We start from the raw sequence: 14017 nt of genomic DNA on the forward strand, positions 1-14017 counted from the left end.
AGGGCGGTGATCCGGCGGCACCTGGGGTGCATCGGCGGTCTTTCAACTGCCGACAAGACGATGGTGCACCAGTGAGCGTGCGGCCCGACTCGGCCGGTGCCCCAGGACCCCGCCCGACCGGTTCCTCGAAGGCCCGCACGGTTCCTCAAAGGCCCGCACGGTTCCTCGAAGGCCCGCACGGTTCCTCGAAGGCCCGCACGGTCGTTCCCCGGAACCCGACCGAAGACCCGCCCGGCGGCCGTCAGCCGCCGTCGGGGGGCTCGCCGAAGTCACCCGGTTCCCGGAGGCGGCGCCGGTAGGCCGCGGGCGAGACGCCGTAGGCCGCGCGGAAGGCCCTGCTGAAGTGGGATTCGCTGGTGAAGCCCCAGCGCGAGGCGATGTTGCGGACGGGCAGGCCGTCCAGCAGGGGGTCGGCCAGGTCGCGGCGGCAGCGTTCGAGCCGTCGCGTGCGGATCCACCCTCCGACGGTGACCCCCTCCGCCTGGAAGAGCTTGTGCAGGTGGCGCACGGAGATGTGGTGGGCCGCGGCGACCGCCGAGGGCGACAGGTCCGCCTCGCCCAGCTCCCTCTCGATGAACGCCTGGATGCGCATGACGAGGACCCCGTGGGGGTCGGACAGGGAGCCGGACGCGTCCGTGCCGAGCTCGTGGGCCAGCAGGGCGGCGACCAGGTCGAGGGTGACCGTCGACAGCCGCAGGGCGTCGGAGGACGAGCGCCGGCCGGGCTGCGCGATCAGCTGGTGGAGGAACCCGCTGAGCAGCGCGCCGATGTCGTCCCTGCCCGACAGCCGTACCGCCAGCAGCCGTTCGGCGGCCGAGGCCGGGAGCGGCAGGACCTCGTGGGGGAACTGCAGGATCAGCCCGTCGGCCACGCTCGGGCGGGATCCGGCCGCCTTCCCGGACCCCGGGCCCTCCGCCACGGTCCAGGCGTGAAAGGTGCGGGAGGTGTCGTACAGCGTGATGTCGGTCGGCGCCAGGCCGGCCTCCCTGCCCTCCTGCTGGATGCCCGACCGGCCGCGGAGGGTCAGGGAGAGCTGGTAGTGGCCGGGGTCGGAGCGGCGGATCCGGCTCGGGCTGCGGCGCGCGTCGAACGAGACGCACCGTACCCGGGACAGCTGCGCCACCCCGAGGTCGAGCATGTGCATCTCGGCCCAGAAGTTCTCGGCCTCGTCACTGGAGACGTCCACCGAGACCACCGACCGCGCGACGGCCTCCCACCAGAAGTCGAAGCGCTCCGGAGCGGGGACGCCGTCAAGCCGTAACACGGAAGGAAGCAGCAACTTTTCTCCCCGACAGACACCACGAAAGGGACTAACAACAAACTGTCGGAAGTCTCATGTTCTCGGATGTCCGTTCACCGCCGGCGCCGGGGGGCCGGGTGCCCCGTCCGGCGAGCGGAAAGTCGTGATCGTCCGCACCTCACCCCCACGTGGGCCCCGGCCACATCCCCGGTGACCGGTCTCGCCCACGTAAACGATTATTACACTTCCGGCGTTCCGCTATTTTTGCCGTAATCCGCGATGTCAAAGTGCGAAACGCCTTCTCAGCCGCCCGCGCCGATCACTCGCGCGGCGGCGAGATAGGCGGCGAGCAGGCTCTCGGCGACCGCCGTCACGGTCTCGTCCCCGGGCAAGAAGTACGGGCTGTGCAGCCCCGACGCCGTGTCGGTGCCCACGAACATCATCAGCGACGGAACCACCGACGCGAAGTGGGCGAAGTCGTCGGCACCGCAGGAGCGCAGCGTGGCGGGCATGTGGTGGGCGACGTCGACGAGGATGCAACCGGTCTCCTCGGCGAGGCGGGCGTCGTTGACGAGCACCGGCTCCCCGGGGGTGATCCGTACCTCGGCCTCGCAGCCGTGGACGCGGGCGACCCCCTCGGCGATCTCGCGGAAGCGGTGGTGCAGCTGGTGGCGCCACGACTCCGACATCGTACGGAGGGTGCCGCGCGCGGAGGCCTGCCCCGGGATCGCGTTGGGGGCGCTGCCCGCCGCCACGGTCCCGAACGTGACCACCGTCGGCGTCATCGGGTCGGCGTCGCGGCTGACGAGCTGCTGCGCGGTCACGATGATCTGGGCGAGCGCCAGGACCGAGTCCCGGGACAGGTGGGGGTAGGCCGCGTGCCCGCCCTGCCCCCGCACCGTGACGGCGAACTCGTCGGAGGAGGCGTTGACCGCGCCGGGAGTGCAGGCCGTCTCACCGGCGCCGAGCACCGGCTGGACGTGTGCCGCGATCATCGCGCCGACCTGGTTCCTGCGGAGCGCGCCGGAGGCGACGATGTCGCGGGCGCCGGAGGGAGGGGTCTCCTCGCGCGGCTGCAACACCGCGACCATCGGCGCCGGTGCCCGTACCCGGTCGACCGCCCTGGTCAGCGCGACCAGGGCCGCGAGGTGCACGTCGTGGCCGCAGGCGTGCATGGCGCCGTTGCGCGAGGCCCAGGGCACGTCCGTCTCCTCCGGGATCGGCAGGGCGTCCAGCTCCCCGCGCACCCCGACGGCCAGGCCCTCGCCGCCGACGCGGAGGAGCGCGCCGGTCCCGGCCACCCGCTCGATCGCCTCACCTTCGGGCAATGCGTCCAGCACGCGCTTGAGCGTCGGCTCCTCCTTGCCCGACACGCACGGCTCGGCGTGCAGTTCCCGCCGCAGCTGGAAGGCCGCGGGCAGCTCGGCGTGCAGAGCGGCGCGGAGCCGCTCGTGGAGGTCGTTCATCGTCGCCCTCCGAGCCGGTGGGCGTCGCGGTTGACCCTCATGCGTCCCCCTCGGCGAGTGCGTCGGGTGTGCGGACGTGAGTGCCGATCATGGATCTCCCTCTGACTGTGCGTGGTGCCGTTCCGGTGGTACATGGGTGACATGGGCGCCGTTCTCGTCGTACGTGATGGTCGTTCTCGTCACCGGCCCGGGGCCGGTCAGCCGGTCACCCGGTCTCTCCGAGGCCGTAGACGCGGCGGGCGTTCCCCGCGCCGATCATGGTGGCGACCCGGACCGCCTGCGGCTCGCTCCACTCGCCGTCCGCGACGAACCCCCCGAGGACGCGGGTCATCGCCCGGCGCCAGAGCAGGGCTCCCAGGTGGTGGAGCTCCGCCGGGCCCCAGGCGTCCGAGGAGAAGAGGATCTTGGCGAACGGCGCCAGCTCCAGGCTCTCGGCCACGACGGCCGCGCTGCGCGCCCCGGTGTGGTTCACCCCCAGCCCGACGTCGAAATGGACGTGCGGGTAGGCCTGGGCGAGGTAACCGGCGTTGCGGTGGTAGGGGTAGCAGTGCAGCAGGAGCAGCGGGACGCCCCTGGGCTCGGCGAGCTCGATGAGACCGCGCAACAGCAGGGGGTCGGACCGGCGCAGGTCGAGGTCGGGGTCGCCGTACCCGACGTGGAACTGGAGCGGCAGCCCGCGCTCGATGCCCGCCCAGATGAGGTGACGCAGCAGCACCGGGTCGTCGAGGCGGATCGTCCCGGTCCGTTCGGACTCGCGCAGCCAGCGTCCGGCCGCCGCCACCACCTCGGCGGGGGTGGGCGGGGCGGGGTCGAGGTCGAGCCCGTACCGGTAGGCGGCGACGCTCTTCAGGCCGCGCGCCGCACGGCTGCGCTCCCACAGGGCCGCCTCGAAGCGGGCGGCGAACCCGGCGGCGCCGGTCCCCTCGGCGGCGACCCCCTCGGCGACCGGCTCCAGCCGGACGACCTCCTCGACGGGCCGCCCCGTGAGGGCCGCCATCGGCGCCGGACCGAGGATCTCCTCGCCCCCGTGGCCGGTGCCCCCGTAGCCGGTCTCCAGGAGGAAGTGATCGACCCCGGCGGCAGCCAGCAGGCGCCGGTTCACCTCCACGGCCCCGAGCTCGGCGCGGCGGGCGAGGTAGGTCTCCGGGTCGGGGTGCGGGTCGAGCCCGAGGACGGGCGCGCAGTGCCGCAGCACGGCGAAACCGAGCTGCGAGTCGAACTGGGTCATCCAGGCGGGCACCGGCCGGTCGGACTCGGTGATCAGCTCCTCGAACCGCCCCCGCGACAGGTCGCCGCCGAGGGCGCCGTGGACATGGTGGTCCACCAGCGGTATCGCCTCGATCGCACGCTCCAGCGCCCCGGACCTCGCCGTCCCGGTCGCGCCCTCAACGGACCCGGCACGCGCCGGAGAGTCCATGGGTGCCGGGATCATGGTGGAACGCTCCTCAGGTGTGCGGTGCCGCTGGGATACGAGGTGCCCATGAAAAGGGGATGTCATGCCCCGATGTCCCGTCCGGCTCATCCGCCGATCGGACGCTCCACCTCGCCCGCCGCGTCACCGGGCGTCCCGCCCGTCGCCGTACCCACCGTCCCCACCGCGCCCGTCGCGTTCGCCGCGCCGTGCCCCCGGATGCCGTACGCGAAGGTGAGGGCGACGACGGCGAGCGGGAAGACGGTGGCGACGAGGAGGCCGGTGCGCAGACCGGAGCCGCCGTCGTCGGGGAGCGCGGCCGACAGGGTGGTCAGGAACCCTCCGGCGGCTGCGGAGGCGTCCGCGGCGGCCCCGGCGATCCAGGGACCGGCCGCGCCCCCGGCGTCGCCGAAGACGGCCAGCACCCCGAACATGGCCGCGCCGCCGAGGGGGAAGCGGGCCGCGGCGAGGCTGAAGGTCCCCGGCCACAGGAGGCTGACGGCCAGCCCGCACACCGCGCAGCCGACGAGGCTGACCACCGGGTCGGAGGACAGGCAGACGACGAGGTAGCAGACGGTCGCCAGCGCGCCGCAGAAGGCCATCGCGGGTACCAGCGGAATCCTCTCGCCCCACAGGCCGTAGACGATGCGGCCGATCCCCATCAGGACCGCGAACAGGCAGGGCCCCGCCAGGTCGCCCCACACCTTGGAGACGCCCAGCCCCTCCTCGGCGAAGAGGGAGGACCACTGCGACATGGTCAGCTCGGCCGCGCCCGCGCAGAGCATCAGCACGACGGCGGCGGCGAAGGCGGGAGCGCCGAAGAGCGCCCGCAGGGAGGTACGGTGCTCGTCGGGCACGGTCGCGGGCAGCGGAACCCTCAGGAACGCCACCATGTTGACCAGCGGGACGAGCGCCCAGGCCACGGGCAGGACCTGCCAGGCGTCCTGGCCGATCCAGGCCAGCAGCAGCGTGCTGCCCGCCACCACCGCGACCTGTCCCCAGCAGTAGAAGGAGTGCAGCAGGCTCATCGCCGCGGCCTTGCCCTCCTGCGGGCTGGGCAGCGCGTCCACGACGGGGCTGACGAGCACCTCCAGCAGGCCACCGCCGACGGCGTAGACGACGATCGCGACGCACAGTCCCAGGTACGGGGAGGGCGACACCGCCGGGGCCACCGCCAGCAGCACCAGCCCCAGCGCCGACAGGATGTGGGCCAGCACCAGCGGGACGCGGTAACCGGTCCGGTCCACGAACCTCACGGCCACGATGTCGGTGACCAGCTGGGTGGCGAAGTTGAGCAGCACCAGGCGCCCGAGCATCTCCAGGGGCAGCTGGTAGCGGTTCTGGAACACGATGAACAGCAGGGGGGCCAGGTTGTTGACGATGGCCTGGGTGACATATCCGGTGTAGCAGGCGCGGCGGGTGTGGTCATACGTCATGGGTGATGCGTTTCTCTCCCTGGGTGGCTGGCCGTCCCGCACATTACGGGGCAGGACGACGCGGCGGCACACCCGCCCCCGGTGAGAGTGACCACGGGCTCACCACGGCACCGGGTGCCGGGAAGCCCCGGGAAGGAGCGGAAAACCCTGGGAGGGACCGGGAAGCGCCGGACCTGCCGGGCGCCTCGGGGAACGCGCCTATTTGAACTGCAGGACAGGGGCGACGGCGGTATGGGGGCGGGCCGGGACGGGGAGACCGAGGACGAACCAGACGATCTTTCCCCCGGAGGGGGGATGGGCGACACCCCAGTCGTCGGCGAGGGAGTCGACGATCTGCAGGCCCCGGCCGCCGGTGGCCTCCATGTCGCGGGCGCACACGCGGGGCGCCCCCTCCCCCGGGTCGAAGAGCTGGCCGCGGACGAAGCTCCCGCCGCCCTGGATCCGCAGCGCGCACGCGGCCCCGCCGTACCTGACGGCGTTGGTGACCAGCTCGCTGACGATCAGCATGCAGTCGTCTATGAGATCGTCCGCGCCCCACAGGGAGAGCTCCCGGCGGACCAGCGAGCGGGCGTCGCGCACGCTCGTGGGAACGGCGGGCAGCAGGCACTCGCCTTCGTACTCGGGGGCGACGTCGAAGTACGCCACGGATGAGTCGGGCTGGAGAGACACTGCGCCTCCTTCTGATGGGAGCGCTCCCATGACAAATGTAGAACATTCACCCACATCTGTGAATTGATTCCTCCCTAATTGTTTCCATCACATGTCGTGCAAAGTGAGGAAGATCGGGTTTAAGCGATGATCTTTGGTGGCATGTCACGACGTTTGGCATCCGAACACGGTGGCCACCGCCCGGCCGAAGCCACTGGTCACCGGCCGGCCGAACGCGCCGCTCACCGGCCGGGCCCCGCCCCCGTCGCCCGTCCCCGGGCAAGACCCCCGGGCGAGAACCCGCCCCCTCCGGCCGCGCGCCGGCGCCACCGCGACGTCGACAGGACGTCGAGGCGACGCCGGAACGGGGTCAGCTCAGCTGGGGAAGCACCTTCGCACCGAAGGCGTCGATGTAGGCGGCCTGTTCCTGGCCCACGTGGTGCAGGTAGATCTCCTCGAACCCCAGCTCCGCGTACTCGTTGATCCTGGCGGCGTGCCAGCCCAGGTCGGAGGAGACGTTGACGCCCTCGGCCACCTTCTCCGGCGAGACGTCCGCGGAGACCACGTCGAAGAGCTCGGCGGTCTCCAGGTCCCAGCTGACCGGCGCCGAGAAGACGTTGCTTCGCCACTGGTCGTGGGCGATGGCCATCGCCTCGTCGTCGCTCTCGGCCCAGCTGAGGTGGACCTGGAGCGCCACCTTGCCCCTGCCCCCGGCGTCCCGGTAGGCGCCGATGACCCCGCGCAGCCGGTCGACGTCCCCTCCCACGGTGATCATGCCGTCGGCCCACTCCGCGCACCAGCGGGCCGTCTCGGCGCTCACCGCCGCGCCGACCAGCTTCGGCGGGGTCTCGGGACGGGTCCACAGCCGGGCGCGGTCGACGGTGACCAGGCCGTCGTGGCTGACCTCCTCCCCCGCCAGCATCGCCCGGATGACGTCGACGCACTCGCGCAGCCGCCGCATTCGCAGTTCCTTGCGCGGCCAGCGGTCGCCGGTGATGTGCTCGTTGCTCGCCTCGCCCGAGCCGAGGGCGGCCCAGAAGCGGCCGGGGTACATCGCGCCGAGGGTGCCGATCGCCTGGGCGATGATCGCGGGATGGTAGCGCTGGCCGGGGGCGTTGACCACGCCGAACGGCAGGTTCGTGGCCTGGAGCGCCGCGCCCAGCCAGGACCAGGCGAACCCCGACTGCCCCTGACGCTCGCTCCACGGGGAGAAGTGGTCCGACGACATCGCCGCCCCGAAGCCCGCCTGCTCGGCCCGTGTGACCGCCTTCAGCAGCTCTGCCGGATGGATCTGCTCGTGTGAGGAATGAAAGCCATAAGTCGCCATCGTCTCCGGCTACCCGGGGAAGGGGCGTCCATTCGGACGAGGGGCGCGGTACCGCCCGGGGGACATCGGGCGGTACCGCGCCGGACCTTCCAAAGGACCGAAGTGCCGTCAGAAGGCCGAGGTGTAGGTGACCAGCGAGGGCTGGGCCACGCGGGTGGCGGCGCTGTAGCAGGCGACGTTGCGGACGATCGCGTTGCTACCGCTGGTGTTCCAGAGGGTCTGCAGGTTGCAGAACTCGGGGCCGGGACCGTACGCGGTGGCCTGGACCTGGTCCTGCAGGACCCCGACCCTCGGGAAGAGCACCAGGCGCAGGCCGAGGCCCGCGTTCTGGACCGTGTTCACGCTGGCCTGGGAGTTGTAGTTCACGGGCGCGGGCGCCGGCGCGTACGGGCCGGGGTTGGCCGGGGTGTGGTCGAAGGTGTAGGCGAAGTTCTTCGGCGGGATCGCCGCGCCGGTGATGGCGCGCTCACGGTGGTAGGTCAGCGTCCATCCGGTGTTGAGCGGCACGTTCGTCGCGTTGTGGCAGCGCACCTGGACCGCCTGCGCGCCCACGCCGGGAGCCCAGGCGCCGACCTTGCAGCGGGCGGGCTGACTGGGGTTGACCGCGGTGACCTGGATGTTCCCCGCCAGGCCAGAGGACCCCAGGCCGGGCAGGGTGACCGTCCAGACGCCCCCGCCCCCGCCGACGGTGTTCACGCCCCCGGCCGAGTTGAACTGGGAGGTGATGCCGCCGCCGTTGTAGTGCACGTAGCCGAACGCCTGCGGCGCGGGCAGGATGCCGCTGCTCTGCTCGAAGACGATGCTGTACGGCGTGAAGACCGGAGCCCCTCCGTACCGGTAGCACTGCACCGCCACCACCACGTCGGTGCCCGAGGGCCCCCAGTTCTGCGCCTGGCACCAGTAGGCGGTGTCGGAGATCGCCGTGACGTGGACCACGCCACCGGTGATCGCGATCTGCGGGAATCGCACGAACGTCTGCCCCACCCCTCCCGGTGTGACGCTGACGTTGAACCCCACCCCCCAGCTGCCGGCCTGGTGGTTGATGTCGGGGATGCCGGAGGTCACGTTGACCACGGCGAACCCCCACCGGTTGGGGACGGAGGCCTGCGCGCCCGTGGCCGTCGCGGTGACGCTCGCGGCGAGCATCGCGATGACACACAGGATCTGAACCATGACTCTTCGTAACTGCCGCATGCCGTACTCCATCGGCTCGGGGGGTGTGGCGATCGGACGCGACCGTGTCACCAGTGAGGGGAAATGTCTGGGATCACAGTTCGTCCTGAGCTCTTGATAACCCGCCCGTCCCCCCTTGAGAAGACCCAACCTGACGGGTGAGATGACTTCGTCTTCCCAGATCAGGTCAGGGTTCCGACCAGATGACAGCTCTCTCGTCCAGAGATCGTCCGGTCGTTCCGCCGAGTACCGTATGAGCAACGCACAGCCGATCCGCCAGGATCCACGAGACAGGGTGTGAGACCGTGCCGGAACCCGAAGCGAACGTTCCGCGTGTCATGTGGCAGCTGCTGGAGCCCCTGCACGCCGTCACCTACTTCGCCCCCGAGGCCCGGGCGGCGGCCGACGCGGTCGGCATGCGCGGCTTCTGGATGGGTTACTTCGCGGGCAGGGCGGCCCCGCTCGGGCCGGTCGGCCCCGGCGTCGTCACGGCGGCCTTCCACGGCTTCCCCCCGGCCAGGGTCGCCAGGGCGCTGCCCGACGCGTGGACGTTCGCGACCCCCGGCGACGTGCTGCGCGCCCGGCTCGACGGCGCGGGAGCGGCGCTGCGCAACCTGCTCACCGACAAGGTGACCGGCTCCGACGACCTGCGCGCGGCGGCGGACCTCGCCTGGGAGGCCGCCGGGCTCGCCGACACCGCCGGCCGGGTGCTCGGCGCGGCCAACCAGGCGCTGCCCGCGCCCGACGAGCCGCACCTGCTGCTCTGGCAGGCCGCGACCACGCTGCGCGAGCACCGCGGCGACGGGCACGTGGCCGCCCTCGTCGCCCACGGCGTCTCTCCCGTCCAGTCCCATCTGCTCAAGGTCGCGGCGGGCGAGACAGACCTGGAGCAGCTGCGCCTGGCACGGCGCTGGGACGACGAGGAGTGGGAGGCCGGTGCCGCCGCGCTGCGCGAGCGCGGCTGGGTCGACGGCTCCGGCGCCCTGACCGCCGAGGGCGCGCGGGAGCGCGAGCGGATCGAGCGGCTGACCGACGAGGCCGCCGCCGCGCCCTGGCGGGCCCTGGGCGACGGGCGCACCTCCGAGCTCGCCCTGCTGCTGCACCCGCTGACCATGGCCGTCCTGGAGTCCGGCGTCATGCCGCCCGCCAACCCGATCGGCCTGCCGCCCCCCGGGGACGGCGAGAACGGCCGGGGGCTCACGCTCCCGGCCGTCCCGTCACCGATCAGCTGAGGGAGGTCAGCCGAAAGGCAATCTCACGACCGACTGGTTGCCGACGCCGAGGTTGACGGCGCCGTTGCCGATGGCGTTCCAGACCTCGACCCTCACCTGGCCGTTCGACAGGTTGCCGAGCGCCCCGGAGGACGACTGCGGGCCGGCTCCCTGCGTGTAGTGCTCCCAGCCCGTCACCGGGTCGGTGGCGAAGTAGGCGTAGGTCTCCACCCTGTCCCAGCTCCCGTTGCCGGTCAGGTCGTAGGAGACCCTGACCTGGGTGCCGTTGGCGACCGAGGTGCCCGCGTCCACGAAGAGGTCGAACGCGGTGGCGCCTCCGTTGTGGGCGGCGGTGAGACCGGTCGCCGTGAAGACCCGGGCGTTGGTCGGCACACCGTCGTGGTTGCCGTTCGCGGCGGCCACCGCGAGGCTCCCCGCCGAACCCGCCGTGCCCGGCAGGCCGCCGCCGCTCTGCAGGTAGCGCGTCGCGGCGAAGACACCCGGAGTCGGGGTGGGGGTCGGCGTGGGCGTCGGGGTCGGAGTGGGCGTCGGGGTGGGCGTCGGGTCGGGGTTCGTGGTGCCGCCGCCCGCGTTGCCGCCGCTCCAGGTGAAGGCGCCGGAGGTGACCGTCTTGCCCGCCGGGACGTTGAGCACGGTCCCGTTGGAGAAGGTCACCGTGAGCGCGCTGCCGGTGATGTTGGAGGCGACGTAGGTGCGTGCCCCGTTCTTGCTGAACACCTTGGCGAGCGGGTGGTTGGCGGTGACGGAGTTGTCCACCGTGCCGAGGGCGGCCAGGTTGCGGATCCAGTGGAAGGTGTGCGCCCTGCTCTCCCCCTCCTCCGGCGTGTAGGAGCCCGCGGCGCGCAGGTTCGACAGGGCCGCGTCACCGTTGCCCAGCGCCTGGAACTGCCAGAGGATGTCCCGCCACACCGTGGGCGGCCCGCCGTTGTTGCGTACCAGCTCGGCGTAGTTGGTGTTCACGTACGCGGGGTTGTCGCCCAGGTAGAAGTGCCCGCCGGTGACCGGGAGCATGTTGATGCCCTGGATCATCTCCGGCTCGCCGCTGAACCAGGTGGCGTACGCGCCGCCGCTGCCCCAGACCATGCCGACCGTGCTGTGGCCGAAGGCGGAGGGGAAGTTCTGGTTCCGCACGTCGAACCAGTACTCCTGGATCGCCGCGTTCTGGGTCGTGTAGATGAAGATGCCCGCGTCGCGGACGGCGGTGTTGCCGGTGGCCTGTCCCCACTGGATGAGGGCGTTGGCGAAGTTCATGCCCTCCGACGACGACTCCTGGTTGTTGCCCGAGCCGAACGAGCCGTGCCCGGCCGCCCAGTCGTGGCCCGCGTAGATGTCGAAGTCACGCAGGTACGGGAAGCGGGTGTCGCCCCGGTCGTAGTTGTTGGCGTCGCGGATCAGCAGGTCCACCATGCCGCCGTACTGGCTGGTCCTCGCCCAGTTGGGGTCGAACTTGGCGAGGGTCGCGGCGGCGGCGATGTAGTAGCCGTAGTGGAAGTGGTGGTCGTTGAGCTCCAGGTCGGAGCCGTAGGAGGCCGGGTAGCCGAGCAGGGTTCCCCAGCTCGGGTTGTAGTAGAAGACCCGGCTGGTCTTGCCCGACGAGGCGGTGAACCAGTCGTTGAGGCGGGTGCGGATCGCGTTCAGCGCGGCGGTGCGCACCGACGTCAGGTTGAGCTGGTCGGCGATCTCCGCGATGCGGGCGGCCCGGCCCAGGCCCTTGCCGGTCCAGTAGGTGTCGTCGCCCCGGATGTCCATCGGGTTGCCGAGCTCGGCGTTCAGCTGGTTGGTGACCGTGGTGAGGTCCGCGCCCGAGCTGTCGGCCACCGCGGGGATCTCGGGCAGCACGCCGGTGTACTTCATCGACGTCTGGAACTGCGTCCCGGTGACGATCTTCATCTGGCCGCGCGCCGACACGTACGTCTGCGACAGCGGCGTCGAGCCGGTCAGGTAGTTCCACTGGTGCGGGTAGAGCGCGATGACCGTGCCGGTCTGGCTGCCCTGCCTGGCCGTGGTGGTGAAGGCGTACGTCGTGGTGAGCGAGCTCGCGCCCTGGTTGTAGGCGTAGGAGACCCGGGTGCCGGTGACGTGCGCGTGCGCGTACTGGCCGTAGGTGCTCGCCAGGGCCGCGCGGTCGCCGCCCGCGGGGAGCGCCGCCACGGAGAAGAAGCCCCTGCCCGCCAGAGCGGAGCTGATCGTCGTGCCGCTCACCGACCAGGTCGCGCCGGTCGGGGCGTAGGCGACGTAGTCACGGCCACCGGCGGTGAAGCCGATGGTGGCGCCGCTGTTGGACCACACCGTGGGGGTGCCCGCGGTGGTGATCTGCGCGTCGCCGCCGGTGACCTGGAAGTACGCGAACGGCAGGCCGTGGCCGATGGTGGCCTTCATGGTCCGGCCCGCGCCGCTCCAGTACGGGGTGACGGTCCAGTCGCTCCAGCCGTCGACCTTGACGTCCGGCGAGCTCAGCCCCGCGACGCCGACGCGGATGTTCTCGACGTACGGGTAGTGGTACTCGCCGACGCCCGTCGCGGTGCCGCTGATGGCGGGGGTGGTGTTGTAGGAGAAGCCGAGACCGTTGCCGAAGGTGTCGTACGAGATCGGGTGCGCGTGGAGCGGCTCGCTGTAGGCGCAGTCGGTCTTCTTGTAGAGGAGCGACGACCACCAGTCGTTGGTGGGCACGGCCCCGGCGGGGGCGTTGGACGTCACCCACTGGCGGGGGTTGGTGGAGATGGAGCCGCAGCCGGCCGGCAGCGAGCGGCCGGCCGGGAGGGTGTCGGCGTAGCTGCCGGCGCCGACCGTGGCGGCCTCGGCCGAGCGGGCGGCGCCGAGGCCGAGCAGTCCGGCCACCAGCGCGACGACCACACCGGCGGCGAGGCTGCGACGGCGAGTCTTGACGCGAGCCGCTGACCTAGCGAGTCGTCCTTCACGGGGGTGCGCGCTGTCCGGACCCGTGGTCCGGATCGAGGGATCCATTGGGGGGTGCCTCCGGGGAGAGGAATCGGGCTCTGAAGCTGACCGATACGAGAGAGCGCTCTCTCACCGAAAAGTAACGGGCTGCGTCACGGCAGTCAATGTTTCACGTTGGTAACGAATAGGTAAAGCACAGACATGCAGGCAGGAGGGCGTAAGCGCAGAAAACAGGGCGTTCCACCATGCAGTGTTACCGCCTCGGACACACGCACCCCGCAGCGGCCTCCCGGCAAACGATCAAGAAAAAGCCCTACCCTGATCTGAGAGCGCTCTCTTCGTTGATCGACGCCGATGGCCGGTCGATCTCTTGGCGGTGCCCGCTCCCGCCGTTCCCGGACGCCGCCGAGACGGGCCGCGAGCCGGCGGCACACCTTCGGGGCGCACACTCCTCCAGGGCCGCACATGCCCGATCACCGAGGCGGGCGCAACTGGCGGGGCAGTGACAAAATCAATGCTGGACACGGAGCGTGACGAGCAATTTACTTTCCGTGACCACTCAGGCACCCCCTGCCCCAGGAGACAACATGCGAAGCAGGAAGCTCACGACCGTCGCGCTGAGCATCGCCGCCGCCGGTGTCGCGGGTCTGACCGCGATGACCGTCGCCGCTCCCGCCACGGCCTCCGTGCCCGCCGTTCCCGCCGCCCCCGCGACCGCCGACTTCACCGGCTACCAGCTCGTCAAGCTGCCGAACGCCAACGTACCCAACTTCCAGCGCCGCGTGGTCCGCTGCCCCGCCGGGAAGAAGGCCGTCGGCGGCGGCGCCGAGGCGCAGGGCAACCAGGCCGTGCTGGTGGGCTCCTTCCCCGCCGACGACGGCGGCGGCTGGATCGGGCTCGGCCGCCAGCCCGGCTACAACGACGTGGGCATCAGCGTCTACGCGATCTGCGCCAACGTCAGCTGACCACCACCTCCCGCGACACCTTCCCCGCTCCTCCCTTCCCCCTGAGACTCCCTTCCCCCGAGACGCCTTCCCCCAAGGCACCTTCCCCTTGACGATCACCGTCCCCGTGATCGTCTCTGTCCCGCCCAGGCCCCCCTCACCCCACGCCGGTGATCACCGTCCCCCGTGATCGCCGGCGCCCGATCAGCGTCCCCTGATCGGCGTCCCGAAGGAAAGACCGG

The 14017-nt window shown here is 71.5% G+C and carries 10 protein-coding genes; 2 read left to right on the forward strand and 8 right to left on the reverse strand.

Annotation, left to right across the window (positions count from 1 at the left end; genetic code table 11):
- Window positions 1-241 precede the first annotated feature (241 nt).
- From AC5L38_RS42795 to AC5L38_RS42825, 7 genes are all read right to left on the reverse strand, one after another.
- Window positions 242-1279, reverse strand: coding sequence for a helix-turn-helix domain-containing protein (locus AC5L38_RS42795; protein ID WP_495248551.1), 1038 nt, complete (start codon window positions 1277-1279; stop codon window positions 242-244).
- Between the two features lie 263 nt (window positions 1280-1542).
- Window positions 1543-2706 (reverse strand): M20 metallopeptidase family protein, encoded by a 1164-nt coding sequence (locus tag AC5L38_RS42800; protein WP_495248552.1) that lies wholly within the window; start codon window positions 2704-2706, stop codon window positions 1543-1545.
- Window positions 2707-2911: 205 nt separating this feature from the next.
- Window positions 2912-4138, reverse strand: a complete 1227-nt coding sequence (locus AC5L38_RS42805; protein WP_495248553.1) for an amidohydrolase family protein — start codon at window positions 4136-4138, stop codon at window positions 2912-2914.
- 86 nt (window positions 4139-4224) lie between these two features.
- Window positions 4225-5553: an MFS transporter gene (locus AC5L38_RS42810; RefSeq protein ID WP_495248554.1), complete on the reverse strand. Its 1329-nt coding sequence runs from the start codon at window positions 5551-5553 to the stop codon at window positions 4225-4227.
- 198 nt (window positions 5554-5751) lie between these two features.
- Window positions 5752-6222 carry an ATP-binding protein gene (locus AC5L38_RS42815; RefSeq protein ID WP_495248555.1) on the reverse strand — a complete coding sequence of 157 codons (471 nt, stop codon included), beginning with the start codon at window positions 6220-6222 and terminating at the stop codon, window positions 5752-5754.
- 349 nt (window positions 6223-6571) lie between these two features.
- On the reverse strand, window positions 6572-7528 hold the full coding sequence (locus AC5L38_RS42820) for a TIGR03885 family FMN-dependent LLM class oxidoreductase (protein ID WP_495248556.1): 957 nt from the start codon (window positions 7526-7528) through the stop codon (window positions 6572-6574).
- 108 nt (window positions 7529-7636) lie between these two features.
- The gene (locus AC5L38_RS42825; RefSeq protein ID WP_495248557.1) at window positions 7637-8701 is read right to left on the reverse strand and encodes a hypothetical protein; all 1065 of its coding nucleotides are present in this window, start codon (window positions 8699-8701) and stop codon (window positions 7637-7639) included.
- 305 nt (window positions 8702-9006) lie between these two features.
- Between AC5L38_RS42825 and AC5L38_RS42830 the strand changes: the two genes are divergently transcribed.
- Window positions 9007-9933 (forward strand): SCO6745 family protein, encoded by a 927-nt coding sequence (locus AC5L38_RS42830; RefSeq protein ID WP_495248558.1) that lies wholly within the window; start codon window positions 9007-9009, stop codon window positions 9931-9933.
- Between the two features lie 6 nt (window positions 9934-9939).
- Here AC5L38_RS42830 and AC5L38_RS42835 read toward each other — a convergent pair whose 3' ends face one another.
- Window positions 9940-12786 (reverse strand): glycosyl hydrolase, encoded by a 2847-nt coding sequence (locus AC5L38_RS42835; RefSeq protein ID WP_495248559.1) that lies wholly within the window; start codon window positions 12784-12786, stop codon window positions 9940-9942.
- 632 nt (window positions 12787-13418) lie between these two features.
- Here AC5L38_RS42835 and AC5L38_RS42840 point away from each other — a divergent pair.
- A complete protein-coding gene (locus AC5L38_RS42840; RefSeq protein WP_495248560.1) occupies window positions 13419-13796 on the forward strand; it encodes a hypothetical protein in 378 nt (125 codons plus the stop codon).
- Window positions 13797-14017 lie beyond the last annotated feature (221 nt).

The sequence above is a fragment of the Streptosporangium nanhuense genome, from assembly GCF_059358815.1.